Source organism: Komagataeibacter rhaeticus (assembly GCF_011611525.1).
GTDB classification, from domain to species: domain Bacteria; phylum Pseudomonadota; class Alphaproteobacteria; order Acetobacterales; family Acetobacteraceae; genus Komagataeibacter; species Komagataeibacter rhaeticus.
Genome location: NZ_CP050139.1, coordinates 2,677,394 through 2,697,497 on the forward strand (window position 1 = coordinate 2,677,394; position 20,104 = coordinate 2,697,497).

At 67.9% G+C, this 20,104-nt stretch carries 18 protein-coding genes; 6 read left to right on the forward strand and 12 right to left on the reverse strand.

Annotated features, from left to right (window positions below):
* Positions 1-40: 40 nt before the first annotated feature.
* From mutL to GWK63_RS12255, 11 genes are all read right to left on the reverse strand, one after another.
* Entirely contained in the window at positions 41-1,903 is a 1,863-nt protein-coding gene (mutL, locus tag GWK63_RS12205) for a DNA mismatch repair endonuclease MutL (RefSeq protein ID WP_007399914.1), read from the reverse strand.
* 58 nt (positions 1,904-1,961) lie between these two features.
* The gene (locus tag GWK63_RS12210; RefSeq protein ID WP_007399913.1) at positions 1,962-2,450 is read right to left on the reverse strand and encodes a DUF3035 domain-containing protein; all 489 of its coding nucleotides are present in this window, start codon (positions 2,448-2,450) and stop codon (positions 1,962-1,964) included.
* 94 nt (positions 2,451-2,544) lie between these two features.
* Positions 2,545-3,018: a signal peptidase II gene (gene lspA / locus GWK63_RS12215; RefSeq protein ID WP_007399912.1), complete on the reverse strand. Its 474-nt coding sequence runs from the start codon at positions 3,016-3,018 to the stop codon at positions 2,545-2,547.
* 5 nt (positions 3,019-3,023) lie between these two features.
* Positions 3,024-5,897 carry an isoleucine--tRNA ligase gene (gene ileS / locus GWK63_RS12220; RefSeq protein ID WP_007399911.1) on the reverse strand — a complete coding sequence of 958 codons (2,874 nt, stop codon included), beginning with the start codon at positions 5,895-5,897 and terminating at the stop codon, positions 3,024-3,026.
* A 92-nt stretch (positions 5,898-5,989) separates the two neighbouring features.
* Entirely contained in the window at positions 5,990-6,949 is a 960-nt protein-coding gene (locus GWK63_RS12225) for a bifunctional riboflavin kinase/FAD synthetase (protein ID WP_007399910.1), read from the reverse strand.
* On the reverse strand, positions 6,946-7,662 hold the full coding sequence (mtnC, locus tag GWK63_RS12230) for an acireductone synthase (protein ID WP_007399909.1): 717 nt from the start codon (positions 7,660-7,662) through the stop codon (positions 6,946-6,948). The genes GWK63_RS12225 and mtnC overlap by 4 nt, the downstream gene beginning before the upstream one ends.
* A 26-nt stretch (positions 7,663-7,688) precedes the next feature.
* Positions 7,689-8,231: a 1,2-dihydroxy-3-keto-5-methylthiopentene dioxygenase gene (locus tag GWK63_RS12235; RefSeq protein ID WP_007399908.1), complete on the reverse strand. Its 543-nt coding sequence runs from the start codon at positions 8,229-8,231 to the stop codon at positions 7,689-7,691.
* On the reverse strand, positions 8,228-8,851 hold the full coding sequence (locus GWK63_RS12240; protein WP_007399907.1) for a methylthioribulose 1-phosphate dehydratase: 624 nt from the start codon (positions 8,849-8,851) through the stop codon (positions 8,228-8,230). The genes GWK63_RS12235 and GWK63_RS12240 overlap by 4 nt, the downstream gene beginning before the upstream one ends.
* Before the next feature lie 28 nt (positions 8,852-8,879).
* Positions 8,880-9,125, reverse strand: coding sequence for a twin-arginine translocase TatA/TatE family subunit (locus tag GWK63_RS12245; protein ID WP_034928663.1), 246 nt, complete (start codon positions 9,123-9,125; stop codon positions 8,880-8,882).
* 132 nt (positions 9,126-9,257) lie between these two features.
* Positions 9,258-9,713 carry a CHAP domain-containing protein gene (locus tag GWK63_RS12250; protein WP_371440417.1) on the reverse strand — a complete coding sequence of 152 codons (456 nt, stop codon included), beginning with the start codon at positions 9,711-9,713 and terminating at the stop codon, positions 9,258-9,260.
* A gap of 100 nt (positions 9,714-9,813) precedes the next feature.
* A complete protein-coding gene (locus GWK63_RS12255; RefSeq protein ID WP_039999861.1) occupies positions 9,814-10,455 on the reverse strand; it encodes a regulatory protein RecX in 642 nt (213 codons plus the stop codon).
* A gap of 308 nt (positions 10,456-10,763) precedes the next feature.
* Here GWK63_RS12255 and GWK63_RS12260 point away from each other — a divergent pair, with 308 nt between their 5' ends.
* The 5 genes from GWK63_RS12260 (at position 10,764) to GWK63_RS12280 (ending at position 15,294) form a co-directional block, all read left to right on the forward strand.
* Positions 10,764-11,966: an aspartate aminotransferase family protein gene (locus GWK63_RS12260; RefSeq protein ID WP_039999770.1), complete on the forward strand. Its 1,203-nt coding sequence runs from the start codon at positions 10,764-10,766 to the stop codon at positions 11,964-11,966.
* A complete protein-coding gene (gene argF, locus GWK63_RS12265) occupies positions 11,963-12,949 on the forward strand; it encodes an ornithine carbamoyltransferase (protein WP_007399902.1) in 987 nt (328 codons plus the stop codon). Before GWK63_RS12260 ends, argF begins: the two co-directional genes overlap by 4 nt.
* Entirely contained in the window at positions 12,946-13,266 is a 321-nt protein-coding gene (locus GWK63_RS12270) for a hypothetical protein (RefSeq protein ID WP_007399901.1), read from the forward strand. Before argF ends, GWK63_RS12270 begins: the two co-directional genes overlap by 4 nt.
* A 33-nt stretch (positions 13,267-13,299) precedes the next feature.
* Positions 13,300-14,280: an Hsp33 family molecular chaperone HslO gene (gene hslO, locus GWK63_RS12275; RefSeq protein WP_007399900.1), complete on the forward strand. Its 981-nt coding sequence runs from the start codon at positions 13,300-13,302 to the stop codon at positions 14,278-14,280.
* A 99-nt stretch (positions 14,281-14,379) separates the two neighbouring features.
* Complete coding sequence (locus tag GWK63_RS12280) at positions 14,380-15,294, forward strand: hypothetical protein (protein ID WP_007399899.1); 915 nt, start codon at positions 14,380-14,382, stop codon at positions 15,292-15,294.
* A gap of 55 nt (positions 15,295-15,349) precedes the next feature.
* Here GWK63_RS12280 and GWK63_RS12285 read toward each other — a convergent pair whose 3' ends face one another.
* Positions 15,350-17,446: a protein-disulfide reductase DsbD family protein gene (locus GWK63_RS12285; RefSeq protein ID WP_099963295.1), complete on the reverse strand. Its 2,097-nt coding sequence runs from the start codon at positions 17,444-17,446 to the stop codon at positions 15,350-15,352.
* Between the two features lie 110 nt (positions 17,447-17,556).
* Between GWK63_RS12285 and hrpB the strand changes: the two genes are divergently transcribed.
* On the forward strand, positions 17,557-20,097 hold the full coding sequence (gene hrpB, locus GWK63_RS12290) for an ATP-dependent helicase HrpB (RefSeq protein WP_007399895.1): 2,541 nt from the start codon (positions 17,557-17,559) through the stop codon (positions 20,095-20,097).
* Positions 20,098-20,104: the final 7 nt, after the last annotated feature.

The following is a 20,104-nucleotide window of genomic DNA, read 5'->3' on the forward strand; positions in this document are numbered from 1 at the left end:
ACGGACCATGCGAATCCTGACGGGGACCGTGCGCCACGGGTCAGCGGCGGCCGAACATCCGCTCAATATCGGCCTTTTCCAGCTTCAGCCAGGTGGGACGGCCATGCGAGCAGGTGCCCGCGCGGGGGGTGCGTTCCATGTCGCGCAGCAGGGCGTTCATTTCCTCGTGTGTCAGCCTGCGGCCGGCCCTGACACTGCCGTGACAGGCCATGCGCGCGATGACCGCGTCCATGCGCGCATCCAGCGCGTCGGCCTGCGCGGGGCTGGCCAGGTCATCGGCCTCCAGTTCCTCCGCCAGGTCACGCAGCATGCCCCCCGGGTTCTCCTTGCCCAGCAGGGCGGGCATGGCACGGACCAGAACGGCCGTGCCGCCAAAGGGTTCGATCTCGACCCCCAGCCGGGCCAGCGCCGCGCCAAAGGACAGCAGGACATCCACCTGCCGCGCGGGCAGGTCCACCACTTCAGGCAGGAGCAGGCGCTGGGCGCGGATCTCGCCGCCCATATACTGCTCACGCAGGATCTCATGCGTCAGGCGCTCATGGGCGGCGTGCTGGTCCACCAGCACCAGCGCGCCATCCGCCGTCTGGGACACGATATAGGTGCCCAGCACCTGCGCCACCGCCGCGCCCAGCGGGTGCGCCATGGCGGCGGTGGTCGCCGCCTGGTCATGCAGGGTGTCGGGGGCTGTCTGGCGCGCGGCGGGTAGGCCAGCCAGCGGCAGGGACGACTCGGCAAATCCGGATGGCAGGCCCGAATCGGGGCGGGCGGGAACCAGCGGCCGGGCCAGCCGGGTGGACAGGTCCGCCGCATCCGCGTTGCGCTCGGGCGGGTACCAGATGCGCGCGGGCGAAGATCCGCGTGACTGAATCAGGTCGGGCCGCACGCCCGCGACCCCGGCACCCGTGCCCAGCGCACGCCCCAGCGCGCCAATGACCAGTGCCCGTACGGCAGCCGAATCCGCATAACGCAGTTCCGTCTTGGCCGGGTGCACGTTCACATCCACCTGCTCGGGCGGGATTTCAAGCGAAAGGGCGACCACCGCATGCCGCCCGTGTTCCATCACGTTGCGATAGGCCACCCGCACCGCCGTGCGCAGCACCGGGTCCACCACCGGGCGCCCGTTGACCAGCAGCATCTGCCCGTTGGCCGTGGCACGGTGGACGGATGGCGCGCAGATATAGCCGCTCAGCTTCAGGTCGCCCCGCTGCCCTTCCACCGCCAGCAGGCCATCGGCATCGCCCGACTCCAGAATGGCCGCGACCCGCGCCGCCCTGTCCTGCGCTGGCAGGTCAAGGATCAGGCGGTCATCGAATTCCAGCCTGAAGGCAATATGCGGGGCGGACAGGGCCAGCCTGCGGACCACGTTTTCCGCATGGCCCGACTCGACACGGGGGCTTTTGAGGAATTTGCGGCGCGCGGGTGTGGCAAAGAACAGGTCCTCCACCAGCACGCGGGTGCCGGGCGCGCCCGCGCAGGGTTCCGGCGTGCTGACCACGCCGCCTTCCACCCGGATGGACCATGCCGAGTCGGCACCCGCCTGGCGGGACATGACACTCAGCCGCGCCGCAGCCCCGATGGAAGGCAGCGCCTCGCCACGAAAGCCAAGGGTGGAAATATGCACCAGCGTCTCGTCACGCAGCTTGGAGGTGCAGTGCCGCTCGACGGCCAGAAGCAGGTCATCGGGCGACATGCCACAGCCGTCATCGCTGACATCAATCCGGTCGATCCCGCCCCGGTCCAGCCGTATGTGAATACGCCGCGCACCGGAATCGACGGCGTTTTCCACCAGTTCCTTCAGGGCCGCCGCCGGGCGCTCGATCACCTCGCCCGCGGCAATGCGGTTGACCACCTGCTCGGACAGGCGACGGATGACCGGCGGGTTATGGCCAGACTGGGTATTCATGACAGGAACCGGATTGCAGCCATCATGCCCTTCCCCCAAGGGTGGGCCGGCCCCCTGCCTATTTGGCGGGGCCGCTTACGGTGGGCGTGGCCCCCTTGGTCAGGTTGCGGCCCAGCGCCGAATCCTCACGCAGGCGGGCGTTCTCCGCCTTGCCATTGACAAGATTGCCCGCGCCACCGCCATGCCAGAACATCAGCTTGTCCACAAACGTGGTGTCGGCACGGCCCATCTCACCCCGGTCGGGTTCGTTGGATGCTTCCTGCGCTGCCCCAACCAGCGCGGTCTGGCCGGGACTGCCGGGGCCATCAGCCCCCTGAAGCGCCACATTGGGGGAAAGGGTTTCCAGCGCCTGCATGCGCGGGTTCGTATCCTCGGCACGCTGCACGGCATTGCTGTTGGGCGCGCCCAGTTCATCCGAAGGCGGCATGGACAGCGGGGCACGGGTGGTGACCGTGTATTCATCCGGCAGGGTCCGCTCCAGCCCGAAGGCACGCGAAACATCAGCGCCCGTGCAGCCCGACAGCATGAAGCCGCCAGAGACAAGCAATGCACAGGAAAGGGGTCTGAAAGCAGGAATCGCCATATCTCGCCTATTACCGTGAGTGAAACGGTTCGGCAAGCATGCGCGCGCCATCCCCGCCCTAGTTTGCATCGCGATTACGCATGTTGTCGATAATCAGGATGGCCACGCCGCAATCTATCAGGGCATCGGCAATGTTGAACACCGGCCATGAATGGCCATAGGCATGCGCGTGGATGAAATCGACCACCGCGCCAAAGCGCAGCCGGTCGGTCACGTTGCCAATGGCCCCCCCCATGATCAGGCCCAGCGCCATGGCCACCCACCGCCGGGGCGTGCGCGCAAGCCAGACGCCAAGCCCCGTGACAATCAGCAGGGCCGCAATGGAAAAGATGATGCGCCCGGCCGCCCCCGCGCCCCCCAGCATGCCAAAGGTGATGGCATGGTTCCACACCATGGTCAGGTTCAGTCCGGGCAGCAGGGGGACGCTTTCGCGCGCCGGCAGGTCATAGACATAAAGGATCCAGTACTTGCTGGCCTGGTCGGCCACAAGCGCCCCCAGCAGGCAGGCCAGACCGGCAACGCGGTTGTTCATCGCCGCTATGCCCTGCCCTGCACCACATCCACACAGCGCAGGCACAGTTCGGGATGGGCGCCATCGTGGCCCACTTCCCCCAGCACCTTCCAGCAGCGCGCGCATTTATGCCCCGAAGCGACGCTTATGGAGGGAATGCCATGGGGCGTGCCTTCCTGTGCCTCGTCCTCGCCCAGGTAGATCGACCCCGCACCGGCGATGACATTGACCTCCGCCTGGGACACGATGGTCAGTTCCGCCCAGTCAATACCGGCAAACCGTGCGGCCTCAGCCTCGGACAGTGGCAGTTCGAGTGCCGCCTGCAGCGAGGACTTGACCAGCCCGTCACGCCGCGCGGTCTCGATCTCGGTGGTGATCACACGCCGCACGGCGCGCAGCATGGCCCAGCGTTCACCCAGTTCCGGGTCATTCCACTGCGCGGGCAGGTCAGGGAAGGCCTGCAGGTGCACGCTCTCGGTATTGCCGGGACGGGCCAGCCACGCTTCCTCGGCCGTAAAGACCAGCACGGGGGCAAGCCACGTACACAGGCAGCGGTGCAGATGGTCCAGCACCGTGCGGGCCGCCCGGCGCTTCAGGCTTGCGGGGCCATCGCAGTAGATGGTGTCCTTGCGCACGTCAAAATAGAAGGCCGACAGGTCGGCCGCACAGAATCCGTGCAGCGCGGGATAGACGCCCACCCATTCATGCGTTTCCACCGCGCGCGCCACAAGCCCGCCCAGTTCACCCAGCCGGTGCAGCACCCAGCGCTCCAGTTCCGGCAGTTCGGCGTAAGGCACGCGCTCGGCTTCGGTAAAGCCCTCCAGCGCGCCCAGCAGCCAGCGCAGCGTGTTGCGCAGGCGGCGATAGAGTTCGCCCTGCTGCTTGAGGATCTCCTTGCCGATGCGCAGGTCATCGTTGGTGTCCGAGTTCATGACCCACAGGCGCAGGATATCGGCCCCCAGCGTGTCATTCACGTCCTGCGGCGCAATGACGTTGCCAAGGGACTTGGACATCTTGCGGCCCTGCTCGTCCAGCACGAAGCCGTTGGTGACCAGTGCCCTGTAGGGGGCGACACCGCGCGTGCCGACACTTTCCAGCAGCGAGGACTGGAACCAGCCACGATGCTGGTCGGAGCCTTCCAGATACAGGTCGGCGGGGAATTTCATGTCGCCATGGCCCAGCACGAAGGCATGGGTGGAACCGCTTTCGAACCATACATCGACGATATCGAACACCTGCTCGTACTCATCGGCGTTACGCCCTTCGCCAAGGAAACGCGAGGCGGGGGAACTGTACCAGGCATCGGCCCCTTCCACACGGAAGGCTTCGACAATGCGTGCCATCACAGCGGCGTCGCGCAGGACTTCGCCGGTGCGCTTTTCCACAAACACGGCAATCGGCACGCCCCATGCGCGCTGGCGGCTGATGCACCAGTCAGGCCGGCCCGCCACCATGGAGGTCAGGCGGTTGCGCGCCTGGGCTGGCACGAAAGTCACGTCATCCAGCGCTTCAAGCGCCCGCTTGCGCAGTTGGCCCTCGCCATCCATGCGGATGAACCACTGCGGTGTCGCGCGATAGATGATGGGCGCGCGCGAGCGCCATGAATGCGGGTAGGAATGGACCAGTGTGGCCCGCGCCACCAGGCCACACGGCGCCGTGCCTGCCGCAACAGCGCGCTGCATGGCTTCAAGCAGCGCCTGGCAGACCGGCTCGGCCGCCTTGAACACATGCCCACCGCCAAACAGCGGCACCCAGTCGGCATAGCGTCCGTCATCCAGCACCAGTTCGGTGATTTCCAGCCCGTGGGCGCGGCCAAGGACAAAGTCGTCCTCGCCATGCGCCGGGGCGGTGTGGACCAGGCCGGTGCCGGCTTCGGTCGTGACATGGGCGCCGGGCAGCAGCGGCACGTCGAAATCATAGCCCTGCCCGCGCAGCGGATGGGCACAGACGGCCCCTTCCAGCGCACTGCCGGGCAGGGTGTAGAGCACATGGTGGGCGGTGATGCCTGCGGCCTCGCAGAAGGGGGCGATCAGGTCCTCGGCCACCAGCACGCGGGCTTCGGGTTCCAGCGTCGCGTTATCGCCCACGCCATCCACCCGCACCACGGCATAGGTGATGTCCGGCCCGTAGGCGATGGCGCGGTTGGCGGGAATGGTCCACGGCGTGGTGGTCCAGATCACGGCCGCCACATCGTCAAGCGCGTGGGCGGGCGTGGGATCGCTTACGAAGGGAAAGGCGACATGAATGGCGGTGGATTCATGCTCGCGGTATTCGATCTCGGCCTCGGCCAGCGCGGTTTTTTCAACCGGGCTCCACATCACCGGACGCAGGCCGCGATACAGCAGGCCGTTGAGCAGGAACTTGCCGATCTCACCCGCGATCGCCGCCTCGGAGGAAAAGTCCATCGTGGCATAGCGGTCAGCCCACTGCGCCTGCACGCCCAGCCTGCGGAACTCGGCCGCCTGCGTGTCCAGCCATTTCTGGGCATAGGCCCGGCATTCGGCGCGGAACTGCAGCACGGGCACGCTGTCCTTGTCCTGCCCGCGCTTGCGGTATGCTTCCTCGATCTTCCATTCGATCGGCAGGCCGTGGCAGTCCCAGCCGGGTACGTAATGGATGCCGTAGCCCGCCATGCGGTGGCTGCGGTTGATCACGTCCTTGAGGATCTTGTTCAGCGCGTGTCCGATATGCAGGTGGCCGTTGGCGTAGGGTGGGCCGTCATGCAGCATGAACACGTCACGCCCGCGCGCCTGGTCCAGCAGGCGCGCGTCCAGCTTCTCGCTCTCCCATCCCGCCAGAATCTCCGGCTCCCGCCTGGGCAGGTTGCCGCGCATGGGAAAGGAGGTGGTCGGCAGGAAGACCGTCTCCCGGTAGAGATCCTGTGGTTTTGACTCGGACATGGCCTGTTCTGTTCTTCTGGCAAGGGGGAGCGCATGCCGGACCAGAGGCCCCGCGCGCAAGGCAACCTTATGGGGATCACGCCCCGTTATGGTCAAGTTCTGGAGGCACCGGCCCCGGGCAGGCGGCTGGACAGGTAGGCTGCGGCCTGTTCCGAATCCCGCGCGATCTGGGCCTTGAGCGCATCCAGCCCGTCAAACCGGCGTTCGGCGCGCAGGAGCGTGTGCAGCGCCACCGACAGGGACTGGCCATACAGGTCACCCGCAAAGCCAAGCAGGTGCACCTCCAGCCGGCTTTCCTGCCCGTCATTGATGGTCGGCCTGCGCCCGATATTGGCAACGCCCGGATGCACCGTGCCATCGGCCAGACGCACGCTTACGGCATACACGCCGCGCGCGGGTTCCAGATGGCGGCCCAGGGGAATGTTGGCGGTGGGAAAGCCCAGCAGGCGGCCGCGCTTGTCCCCATGCTGCACCACGCCGCGAATCGACCACGGGCGGCCCAGTTCCTCGGCCGCCCGCTCGGGGTAGCCATCCTGCAGCAGCCGGCGGATACGGGTGGAGGAATACGGCCCCAGCCCGTCGGACAGGGGGGGGACCACCGTAAGCCCCATGTCCAGCGCGCGGGTCCGCTCGGCCAGGAAATCCACATTGCCCCGCCTGCGGTGCCCGAACGCGAAATCAAGCCCGCAGGCCACATGCTTCAGGCCAAGACTTTCATGCAGGACGCGGGTCACGAAATCCTCGGCACTCATGGCGCTGAATTCGTGATCGAAGCGGATCTGGAACACATGCTGCACGCCCAGCGCCGCCAGGGCCGCGAAGCGCTCCTGTTCCAGCGTCAGGCGAAAGGGCGGGTCCTGCGGGCGGAACAGTTCACGCGGATGGGGTTCGAAGGTTACAACCGCCAGGTCACGCCCGGGGCGGGCGGCCTGCAGGGCGTGGACCAGATGGGCATGGCCAAGGTGCACCCCGTCAAAATTGCCCAGCGCCGCCACCGTGCCGCGGGCGCTGTCAGGAATGGCGCGCCAGTCGGTATGCAGCCGCGCCTTCATGCCGCCTCCGCATGGGGCAGGCCGAAGCGCCGGGCGACCTCGGTCAGGGTTGCCGCGACCGGGTGGGTGGTGCCGGGCTGCGTACCATCGGCGGGGCGCACGATCTGGCAGGTCTGCAACCCCGCCTGTGCCGCCGCATCAAGCTCGGCCACCACATCGGACAGGAACAGCACATCGGCGGGTGTCCACTGCGCGTCCTGCACGATACGGCGGTAGCTATCCGCCTCCCGCTTGCCCCCCATCTGCAGGTCGTAAAAGCCCACGAACACGCTGCTCAGATCACCTTCGGTGGTGTGGCCGTAAATCAGTTTCTGTGCCGCGACCGAACCCGAGGAATAGACCGCAAGCGCCACCCCCGCTGCCGCCCAGCAGCGCAGGGCCGGCACCACATCGGGGAAGAGGGTGGCCTTCAGCACGCCATCGGCATAACCCTGCGCCCAGACCATGCCCTGCAGCGCCTTGAGTGGCGCGACCTTGGCATCCGCGTCCATCCAGGCATCAAGCTGGCGCAGGGGGGGCGTACCGGGGGCAAGGCGGGCGATTTCCGCAAGCTGGGCACTGACCTCCGGGTCATCGGCGCGTGTGCGCAGCAGCTGGGGCAGGGCCTTGCGGGCATAGGGGAACAGGATGTCATGGACGAAGGAGACCGGCAGGGTCGTTCCCTCGATATCCAGCAGCACCGCGCGCACTGGCGGCTGCGTGGTCTGGGTCACGTTCTCAATCTCCCTTGGGGTGCGGTTCAGGCTTCGGCCGGGAACCGGACGGCAATATCGCTGCCGGTGTACTGCGCGATCCAGCCATCGGGGTTGGTGAAGATGCGCAGCGTCACGAAATCCGGGGTCTCGCCGCCATCAAACCAGTGCGGTATGCCCGCTGGCACCGAAATCAGGTCGCCCGCCGTGCAGCGCACGTCATAGACGCGCCCGTTCACATGCAGGATGAAATCCCCCTGCCCGTGCACGAAAAAACGGACCTCGTCCTCGCTATGGGTATGTTCGGACAGGTACTTGCCACGCGCCTGCGCCCAGCCCTGGGTCTGTGGCCCCACGCGCAGCACATCCGCCGAACCGGCACCCGTCTCGCCCATCAGCTGGTCCAGATAGGGGCGATAGGCTTCCAGCACCTCCGCCTCCGCCGCGTCACGGGGCGGGACGACGGGCGCATCCCAGCGCTCGAAGCGCACGCCGATGGCCGAAAGCTCCATGGCGATACGCACGGGATCACCCAGCTGGACAATGGGGGTTCCGGGATTGTCATCGGCATAGACGCGCAGGCGGCTCATCGGATCTTCCTCTTTTCCAGTTCGCAGGCCAGCAGGAATTCAAGCCCTTCCAACCGCGCCAGCGCAACATCCATGTCCGCCCCCCACACATACACCCCATGTCCACGGATGATGTAGCCCGCGCGCATCGCGTCCAGATGCGGGGCCACGACGTGGGAGAGACGGGCGATATCCTGGTCATTGTCGAATATCGGTACGTACACGCGGGCGGCATGGGTGTCCTGTCCGGCAAAGACCTTCTGCACCTCGTAGCCTTCCAGCACCAGTTCATCGCCACCCGCCATGGACAGCACGGTGGAGGCGACGGAATGGCCATGCAGCACCGCGCCCGCCGCCGGGTCACGGGCATAGACCTGACAGTGCAGCAGCGTTTCCGCGCTGGGCCGGTCGGCGGGCAGGAACGGCGTGCCCGCCGCGTCGACGCGGATCACCCCCTGCGGCCCCAGCAGGCCCTTGTGCCCGCCCGAGCGCGTGATGGCGATGCTGCCATCGGGCAGGCGGATGCTGATGTTGCCCGCCGTTGCGGGTACCCAGCCAAAACGGTCCATCCGCTGGCCTGCCGCGATGATGCGGGCCACCGCATCGCAATACGCGCCCGCGGGGAATGCTGCCTTGTCCATTACGCGATCCGCCCGCGCGCGGTCCCTGTCATTTCACGTTGTTGGTGGACGGCTGCGGGGCTTCGGTAAAGGACGCGTCCTTTTCCCTGGCAGGTCCCTGGATGTGGCCTGACGGCCCCGATGTCTCGGGCGTGTCGTCGGCCATGTTCTTCTTGAACGACTTGATCCCGCGCGCCATGTCGCCCATGAGCGAACTGATCTTGCCGCCGCCGCCAAACAGCACCAGCACCACCGCCAGCACGATCAGCCAATGTCCCCAGCTCAAGCTACCCATCGCATCCCCCATGCGCGTCCATGACGCGCCAATACCGTGTTGTCCGCCTGCCATACAACATGACGGCGGCCTTCCCGTCCCCGCCTATGTGAGGCGCGCGGGCAGGATATGCAAGCACTCCCGCCCACGCCATCAGCCCGCGGGCAGGATGAATCCGTAAGCAGGATAGACGGTTTTGCCCATATCGTGAATGGGGGACCACCATACCCTGACCCGTGACCAGTCATTGCGGCCCGATACGTCCACCACCGGCTCCGCCCTGCCAATGCGACCGGGTACCCAGTTGGCCTGGTCCACCAGCACCTCACGCGGGCCGCGCACCGCGCGCACGACCGATACGTGCCCGTCGGGCAGGCGGCCGGTGGCGCGGAACACCAGCACCGCACCGGGTTTTGGCGCATGCGCGCGCGGGTAGCGCCCCTGTGCCTGCCCCCACCATGATGCCGCATCCCCCTGCATCTGCATATGCGTGACCTGCCGTGCATAGGGCGCGCACTGCAGCGCGCCATGCCAGCCCTGCCCGCTGCCACCCGCACAGGCCGCAAGCGACAGCAGCGCGCCGCCCGCCCCCAGTCGCCACCATGCCACGCGTTCAATTGCCGCGGCCGCCCACGCTGGCACCACCCTGCGCCCGGAGCCGGGCCGCCACCCGGTCAGTTCCCCCACGGTCCCATCCCTCCCGTCACCTTCATGCCGACCTCATCCGTATGATCCTGTCCTCCGCCTCGTCACGGTCCATGTCCAGCGCACGCCGGGCGGTCCCATGGGCAAAACCCGCGCGCGCCATGGCATCAAGCGCACGGCGGTAGCGTGTGTGGGCTTCCGTCTCATCCGCGTCGGGACGGAGGAAGGGACCGGCGCGGCGCTTGCGCACGAACACCAGGGCGGCGGCCAGTTCGGTTTCCCGCCCCTCGCCATCACGCGGGCCAAGGGCTTCTTCCACGGCACTGCCCACTATGGCCTCATCCACGCCCCTTGCACTCAGATGCGCCGCCACCATGCGGCGCGAGCGCCCGGCACGGGCAAGGGAACGGGCACGGAATTCGGAAAAACGGGCATCATCAACCGCCCCCAGCCCTTCCATATCGGTCAGGATGCGCGCAACGGCGGCGCGCGCGGGGGCTACGGCGCGGGTAGCGTCCCCCGCCTCCATGCCGGTGCCGGTCGCCCGGCGCACCCAGCGGTCGATATGGCGGCCCAGCATCCGCTCCACCCCCGCCCGGGTGGCGGAAAACCGCGCCAGATAGGCCAGCGCCACGGCGCGCAGCACGGCGGCATCCGGCGCGGGCGGCAGCGGGCGGGGAGCGGAGCGGGAAGGACGGGCCACCATGATGCCCCTACTGTGCCACAACCACCCGCGCGCGCCCATACTTCCGTACACATACCGGCACGGGCGATGGACACCGCCGCCCCGTCGGGGCACCAGACGGAGGGTTAAGGTTGCATTTCCCGCAGGCGGGCCATATCCTTACTTCTTTCCGGCTCATGCTGCGGATGCCGGATGCGTAATGGAACGCATCCCCGCCGGGACCGGGAAAAACCGGAAAAGAGATGTGCCTGCCCCTTTGCAGTGGTGGGCCGTTTTCGTTTCTGAAGCGTCCTGCTTTTTTCTTTGAACCGAAATCACAAGGCCATTCCATGATTTCCGCCCTGATGCCGAACTACAATCGTGCCGACCTCGCTTTCGAGCGCGGCGAAGGTGCCTGGCTGTACACGGTGGACGGGCGACGATTCCTGGATTTCGGCTCGGGGATCGCCACATCCTCGGTCGGGCACAACAACCCGCACCTGGTGGCGGCCATAGCGCAGCAGGCGCAGCGCGTCATGCATGTGTCCAACCTGTACCGCGTGCCGCAGGCCGAGCGCCTGGCCGAGCGCCTGGTGGCCAACAGCTTCGCCGACAGCGCCTTCTTCTGCAATTCCGGCGCCGAGGCCAATGAGGGGCTGATCAAGATGATCCGCCGCGCGCAGGCCAAGTCGGGCCATCCCGGGCGCACGCGCATCATCTGCTTCAATGGGGCCTTCCACGGGCGTACGCTGGCCACGCTGTCGGCTACGGGCAACCCCAAATACCTTGATGGCTTCGGCCCCCGGGTGGAAGGGTTCGACCATGTGCCGCTCAACAACATGAACGCGGTGCGTGACGTCATCAGCGCGGAGACCGCCGGCATCCTGATCGAGCCGGTTCAGGGAGAGAGCGGCATCCACGTCGCCGATTTCCGCTTCATGCGCGAACTGCGGGCGGCGTGTGACGAATACGGGCTGTTCCTGGGCGTGGACGAGGTACAGTGCGGCATGGGCCGTACCGGCCGCCTGTTCGCCTATGAATGGTCGGAGATCACGCCCGATATCCTGTCCACCGCCAAGGGCATTGCCGGTGGCTTCCCCATGGGCGCGGTACTCACGACCGAGACCATTGCGAAACACATGACACCGGGCAGCCACGGCACGACCTTTGGCGGTGGCCCGCTGGCATGCGCCGCAGCCAATGCGGTGCTGGACATCGTGCTGGCCCCCGGCTTCCTTGAAGGGGTGCGGGCACGCGCCGCACAGCTGGACGAGGGCTTTGACAGGCTCAGCGCCACCTATCCCGACATATTCGCGGGGCGGCGCGGGCTTGGCCTGCTGCTGGGGCTGAAGTGCAAGGCCGATGTGGCGCTGGTGCAGGACGCCGCCATGCATGAAGGCATGCTGAGTGTCACGGCGGGCGACAACGTGCTGCGCCTGCTCCCGCCGCTTACGGTAACACAGGCCGACTGCAGCCAGGCCCTGACCATGCTGGAGGGCGCGGCAAGGCGCCTGCGCGCCCACATGGCCGCACAGGCGGAGACCGTGGCATGAACGCGCTCCAGACCCCGGCCCATGTCACGCCGCGCCATTTCCTTGACCTCAAGGAACTGGACCGCGCCACGCTGCGCGCCATCCTGGACGTGGCGGCCGGCATCAAGCGCATGCAGCATGGCCGGACACGCCCGCTGCATCCCGCACTGCCGCTGCGCGGCCGCGCGCTGGGGCTCATGCTGTCCAAGCCCTCCACCCGCACGCGGGTTTCGTTTGAAGTGGGCATGCAGCAGCTTGGCGGCAACGTGATCCTGCTCGCCCCCTCCGACATGCAGCTGGGCCGGGGCGAAAGCATTGCCGATACCGCGCGCGTGCTGTCGCGCTTTGTCGATGCCATCGTGCTGCGGACCGGCAAGACCGAAAACCTGCGCCAGCTTGCGCGCTGGAGCAGCGTGCCGGTGATCAACGGCCTGACGCCGGATTCGCATCCGGTACAGATCCTGGCCGACATCATGACGTTCGAGGAGCATCGCGGCCCGATAGCAGGCCGTACGCTGGCCTGGGTGGGTGATGGCAACAATGTCGCCACCTCCTTTATTGAAGCGGCGGCGCTGTTCGGCTTCCACCTGCGGCTGGCAACACCCGCGGCCCATGCCCCCAGTGCCGCCGCCGTGGCCTGGGCGCGCGCGCAGGGGGCGGACATCACGGTCACGACCGACCCCGTGGCGGCGGTAAAGGGTGCCCATGCGGTCATTACCGATACATGGGTCAGCATGTCCGACACGGAGTCCGCGCAGCGCGTGAGCGCGTTCGAGCCATACCGGGTCAATGCCGCCTTAATGGCACATGCCGCCGCCGATGCCCTTTTCCTGCACTGCCTGCCTGCCCATATCGGGGAGGAAGTGACGGAAGACGTGTTCGAAGGGCCGCAATCCGTTGTGTTCGACGAGGCCGAAAACCGCCTGCACGCGCAAAAGGGCATTCTTGTCTGGGCGCTGTGTGGCGAGGACTGGCAGCAATACGGAAAGGAACCCACGACATGACCGGACCCGCCGACCAGCCAGCCCTGCCCACCGGCACCGAGGACGTGCCGGAAGTGCCGGGCTGGGCGGAAAAGAGCGTGCGCGACATCTTTGCCACCCTGCCCACGCACGATACCCGCATCGACCAGATCCGGGACGCCTATCTGGACTGCCTGGCCGGCGCGGGCCGCACGCAGGACCTGGACATGGAGCATGACCGCTGCCGCCAGCGCGCCCTGACCGCACTGGAGGCGGACGGCCTGCTGGCTACCGCCGCCCTGCGCGACCTTGACCAGCGCCTTGCCGCGCTGGAGGCCGACATCACCGCCAACATCTGATGATCCGGCCCATCCTCCATACAGGATGGGCCGATGCCACGGATTCATGCCATGACCACCACGCCACCCGCCCCCGCCTTCCTTGATGCCAGCCGGCCGGACACGCCCGATCTGGTCGTGCCGCAGGGGATCGTGCCGTTCTATCTGGACCAGCGCCCCGTGCGCGGCAGGCTGGTGCGCCCCGGCGTGCTGACCGATACCCTGCTGACCCGCCAAGACAATCCTGATGCGGTGCTGCAACTGGCGGGGGAAGCGCTGGCGCTGGTGGCCGCCCTTGCCTCCTCACTCAAATTCCAGGGTTCCTTCTCCCTTCAGGCCAAGGGCGATGGCCCGGTGGGGCTGCTGCTGGCGGACTGCACCGATTCGGGCGCGCTGCGCTTCCATGCCCGGTCGGATGACGCACAGGTGGCCGAACTTCTGAAAACCAGCCCCAATCCCACCGCCAGCCAGCTATTGGGCAAGGGCTACATCGCCTTCAGCGTGGACCAGGGGCCGGATACCGACATCCATCAGGGCATTGTCGAGATGAATGGCGAGAGCCTGTCCGAGATGGCGGCCCATTACTTTGCCACCAGCGAGCAGCATGCCTGCTGGGTCAAGCTGTTCTGCGCGAAAACGGAAGCGGGCTGGCGCGCGGGCGCGCTGGTGATGGAAAAGATCGCAACCGACGGGGGCACCACCGCCACGCTGACACCCGAGGAAGGCGATGATGCATGGGAGACCGCCGTCACCCTTGCCACCACGCTGACGGCGCGCGAGGTGCTGGATGACACCCTTTCCTCCGCCGACCTGCTGTACCGCCTGTTCCATGCCGAAGGGCTGATGGCGGGCCAGCCGCGTGCGCTGGCATTTGGCTGCCGGTGCTCGCGCGCGCGGCTGTCGGGCATTCTGGAAACTTTCCCGCTGGATGACCTGGACCACATGGCGCAGGATGGCACGATCACCATGAACTGCTCGTTCTGCAACCACAGCTTCCATTTCCAGCGTGACGAGATTGGCGGCAGGGCGGCCTGAACCCACCCAGCCCCTGTTCGCCCCGCATGGAACATGGCACGATCATCCCCAGATCTACCCAGCGCGCCATGGGCGCCAGCCGTTACCGGGATATATTTCATGCGACCGAACCGTTCGCCGTTCCGCATCCTGCCATCGCGCCACAGCCTGCGCGTGATGCTGGCGGCCAGCCTGCCGTTCCTGGCGCTGGCCGCCACATGCGACCATGCCTACAGCCGCCACCATACCGATGAGCCCACCACGTTCGAGGGGCCACAATACGGCGATACCCCGCCCCTGAACCTGAATATCGCCTCCCTCTCGGTCGTGGACCGGGGGCAGCCCGGGCTGGTGCCGGGCGACCTGTCGGGCCGCGCGCCCAGCCCGCCGGACGAACTGCTCAAACAGCTGGCCCATGACCGGCTGCTGGCGGCCGGCAGCGGGGGGACGGGCGTGTTCACCATCGATCGCGCCTCCATCCTGCATGAACCGGGGGGCATACTGGACGGGCAGCTCAATGTGCATCTGGACGTAAGCTCGGCCGATGGCAGGCGCACCGGCTATGCGGTGGCGCAGGTCACGCGCTCCTACGATCCGAAGAAAAAACACGGCAACAGCGATACACCGCAGAACCTCAATGCCCTGACCAACATGATGCTGCAGGACATGAACCAGGAACTGGAAAACCAGATCCGTACCAACCTGGGCAACTGGCTGGTCACCCCGCAGGCACCGGGCAGCGTGGCCGCCCAGCCGCTTGACGGCAGCGACACCACCACCACCGACACCACGCCCGCAACCGGCGCCGGCACCATGACCATAGGCGGCGGCCCCACAGCCGAACAGCCCGAGTCCGCAACACCCGCCGCCACACCGGCCCCCAGGCCGAAAATCGTGGATCAGGGGCCGGACGCCATATTCCCGACCGGCTACCCTTCCGATGACACGGGCGGCACCACGGCCACGAAGCCCAGGACGCAGCTGCGTTCTCCCCCGCCGGGCAACCTGACACTGCCCGGCAGCAGCACCAACTGATTACTGGCCGCTGGTTACTGGCCCCGGCAGCAGGGAACGCCCGTTCCCTGCCCGGTCAGTTCCCGCCCGCCCCGATCACACGCAGGACAAGCCCGGGGGAGAGGATTTCCGGCAGCACCACTTCCGCCCCCCGGGCGGGATAATACACATAGAACGGCACGCCATCGCGGCCATGGGCATGCAGGAAGGCGGTAATATCCGCATTGCGCTGCGTCCAGTCGCCCTTCATGTAAACAATGCCCTGTCTGGCAAACGCGGCCTGTACCGCATGGGTGGACAGGGCCACGCGCTCATTGACCAGGCATGAGATGCACCATGCCGCCGTCATGTCCACGAATACCGGCCGCCCCTGCCCCCGCAGTTCCGCAAGCCGGGTAGGGGAGAAGGCCGAACTGCCGTCCACCACCCGCTCCGCCCCGTGGTCATGCACGCTGGCGGGCGGCACCACCGCCCCCCCCACAAAGGCGACCAGCAGGCTGAGGATGGCCACGGCACGGTACAGCCCGGCGCGCCCCTCCATCGCGCCTCGCAGGTCCATGGCCGTGGCGCGGCGCAGGCACCAGCAGCCAAGGGCCACCAGCACCAGACCCGCCCCCAGCAGGTACAGCGCGTCCTGCCCCCCCTCCAGCCAGGCCACCCAGCCCAGCCAGACGCAGGTGGCCAGAACGGGCAGCGCCAGCAGGTTGCGCACGGTTTCCATCCACCGTCCCGGCCGGGGCAGCCAGCCCAGCAGCCCCGGCATGGCGGCCAGCAGCAGGTAGGGCGCGGCAAGCCCCAGCCCCAGCGCCACGAAAACCAGCAGCCCCGCAAGGGGGGAGGCCGCAAGCGCCCCCGCCACCGCCGCCCCCATGAATGGCGCGGTGCATGGTGATGCCAGCACCACCGCCAGCACCCCCGTCAGGAAATCCCCCGCATGCGCGGGCAGGACAGTGCCCACCCCCATAAGCCGCAGCCCGATGGCAAAGACCCCCAGCAGGTTGAGTGCGACCGCAAACAGCAGCAGGCAGATCACGATGACAAACCCGACGGACTGGAACTGGAACCCCCAGCCCGCCTGCTGGCCCGCCACGCGCAGTGCCGCAATCGCCCCCCCCAGCACCACGAACGACCCCACGACCCCGGCCGCATACGCAGCCGCCCCGCCAAGGGCGGCCCGCCGTTCCCCCCGTGCCATGCGCTCAAGCGACAGTATCTTCATGGCCAGCACGGGGAAGACACAGGGCATGAGGTTAAGGATCATCCCCCCCACAAAGGCCATGATTACCAGCACCCCGATATGGGCTGCATGGACAGTGGCCACAGGTGGTGCAAGCGGCTGGACGGTTCCCACCACCGGCCGGACCGCAAGGCCACGCTCGCGCCCCGTGCCGTCACGCAGCACCACAATGCCGGACAGGCCGGCGCCGCCATGGAATTCAGGGCCGGGGCGGAGCGTAAGCTGAACAGTGCCATCCCCCACCACCAGCGGCTGCGTCACATCCTGGTCGATCGCGCCGGACACGTCGGGTATGAACCATGCCGCCGTCACCGCATCCGGTGACAGGCCACGCCCCGCAAGCTGCAGGATACCGGCAGGTGACAGCCGGGCGGCAAAGGGCGAGGCCACGGGGCGCTGCGCACCGGCGCGTGCGAAATCCGCCGCCTGCGCCGAAGGCTGCGGTCCCCCACGCGGCAGGACAAGGGTGAAGGTGCCATGCTCGGGCACGCACACATCGGCACAGACCAGCCAGTCCGCCACGGCGCTGAGCGTGACCGGGCCATCCCCCTGCCCCGCCACCGGCACAAGTGTGACCGGCAGCAGCACATCCCCGGTATAGGCATAGGATGTCAGCGGCCCGTCATGCAGCACGCGCGGCACCGGCCATTCAATGGCGCTGGCCTGCCCGTCCGCACCGCCGCGCGCGGTGACAGTCAGCGTGGTGGCCTCCCCCGCATCGCCGGGGTTGAGCCAGTAGGTGTGCCAGCCGGGGGCAAGATGCATCTGCAGGCCCACATGCAGGGCGCGGCCGGGCATGTAAGCGTCATCATCCGTGACCAGGGTCACGCGCGCGCGCTCACTGCTCACCGCCGCGCTCTGCGCGGCGCGCGCGGCGGGTGCGGCAAGCAGCACCATGCACAGGATCGATACAAGCCACCTGAAGGGCACCACCATGACTCCACCACATACGATAAAGGGGAAAAACACATCCACGCATCACGCCGAGGATTGCCCCGCCACCATGCCCGACGCCATAAGATCAGGATATGGCTTTCGATCCGACCTTGCAAAACCGACTTGATGACCTGATGGCGGACGCAGGCGGCGCGCTGCCCGTCGCCGCCGCCCTGCCCGCATTGCGCACCGCGCTGGAACGGACGTCCAATGCCGTTCTGGTCGCTCCGCCCGGCGCCGGCAAGACCACGCTGGTGCCGCTGGCCCTGCTGGCTGCCCCATGGCGCGGCGACGGGCGGATCATCATGCTCGAACCCCGCAGGCTGGCCACACGCGCGGCCGCCCAGCGCATGGCGGAACTGCTGGGCGAACCGCTGGGCGGGCTGGTGGGCTACCGCACCCGGCTGGATGGCGCGACATCGGAGCGCACGCGCATCGAGGTGATAACCGAGGGCCTGCTGGTGCGCCGCCTGCTGTCCGATCCCATGCTGGAGGGCGTGGCGTGCGTCATATTCGATGAAATCCACGAGCGTTCGGTCGATGCGGATGCAGCCCTTGCCTTCTGCCTTGACCTCCAGCGCAGCCTGCGGCCCGAACTGAAGCTGCTGGCCATGTCCGCCACCATGGACGGCGCGGCCCTGTCGCGCTGCATGGACGCCGAACTGGTGGAAAGCGAAGGCCGGATGTTCCCCGTGGCGATCCGCCACGCCACCCGCGACCTTGTCCACCGTCGTGACCTGCCCGAGGCCATGGCCACCGCCATCCGCACAGCCATTGCACAGGAAGAAGGTGACGTGCTGGCCTTCCTGCCCGGCGTGGGCGAGATCCAGCGCACCCGCGCCCTGCTGGCCGGAATCGATGCCGATGTGCTGCCGCTTTATGGCGAACTGCCCCCTGCCGAGCAGGATCTGGCCCTGACCCCCCACCCCGGCGGTCGCAGGCGGGTAATCCTGTCCACCTCCATAGCCGAGACATCGCTGACCGTGCCCGGCGTGCGCATTGTGGTCGATGGCGGCTTCCGCCGCGTGCCCCGGCTGGATGTGGGCACGGGGCTGACGCGGCTCGACACGATACGCATCTCCCGCGCGGCGGCCAGCCAGCGCGCGGGCCGTGCGGGGCGTGTGGCGCCGGGCACGGCCATCCGCCTGTGGACGGAAATGACCACCCGCGCCATGCCGCCCCATGACCAGCCCGAAATGATGGAGGCCGAACTGACCGGCCTGCGGCTGGATACGGCCGCCTGGCAGGAAGCGATGGGCACGGACCCCGCCGACCTTCCCTTCCCCGACCCGCCCCCCAATGGCGCGTTCGAGGCCGGGCGCAGCCTGCTCCAGGCCCTTGGCGCGCTGGATGATGATGCCCGCATTACGCCTGAGGGCACACGCATGGCCACCCTGGGCGCTCATCCGCGCCTTGCCGCCATGATGCTGGCCGCCCGCACCGCCCCGGAGCGCGCGCTGGCCTGTGACATCGCGGCCCTGCTGGAAGAACGCGACCCGCTGCGCCCCCGCCGCCCCGCCGGTGGCAGCCGGGGCGCGCCACCCGCAGCGCCTGCCGATATCCGCCTGCGCCTGGACCTGCTGGCCGGTGGCGACCACCCGGATGCCGATCGCGCGGCACTTTCGCGCATCCGCCATGCCGCCCGGCAGTACCGCAGGCGGCTGGGGGGCGCGCGTGACATTGCGGCCAGTGGCGATCCCGCCGCCCTGATTGCCGCGGCCTTCCCCGACCGGGTGGCCCAGTCACGCGGCGATGTCGGGTCATTCCGCCTGGCGGGTGGTGGCAGCGCACGGCTTTCAAAAACCGATGAACTGGCCCGCGCATCCCTGCTGGCCGTGGCCGGCATGCATGTGCGCAAGGCCGCCGAGATCTGCCTTGCCGCCCCGCTGGACCGTGACAGCCTGCCCCCCGCCCTGCTGGCCCGCGCGCGCGAACAGGTGGAAACCACGCTCGATCCCACCACCGGCAGCGTGCTGGCCCGGCGCCGGCTACGGCTGGGTACCCTGGTGCTGCGCGACCGCACGGTCACCGCCAGCGCCGATGAGGTCTGCGCGCTTTTGTGCCAGCAGGCGGCCCAGAACCTTGCGGCCAGCCTGACATGGAGCGATGCCTGCCGCCAGTTGCAGGCGCGCGTGGAACTGGCCCGCACCCGGCTGGAACGCCCGGACCTGCCCGACCTGTCCGACACCGCGCTGGCGGCCACGGTCGGGACATGGCTTGCACCGTGGCTTGCAGGCGTGAACCGGCTTTCTGCCCTGGCGGAGATGGACCTGCTGGCCATGCTGCGCGCCACCATGGACCATGCCAGCCTGAAATGGCTGGACCACATGCTGCCCACCCATCTGGACCTGCCCGGTGGCCGGGCGGGCATCGACTACCTCCAGCCCGTGCCGGTAGCGGCCGCCCGTGCGCAGACCTTCTATGGTATGACGGACACCCCCCGCCTTGCCGGTGGCACGGTGGACCTGCGCATCGCCCTGCTTTCCCCCGCAGGGCGCCCGCAGGCGATCACCGCCGACCTGGCCGGGTTCTGGGCCGGGTCCTGGGCGGACATGCGCCGCGACATGCGCGGCCGCTACCCCCGCCACGACTGGCCGGAAAACCCTGCGACGGCCAGCCCGCCCCCGCCACGGCCACCGCGCCGGTCATAAAACAGCA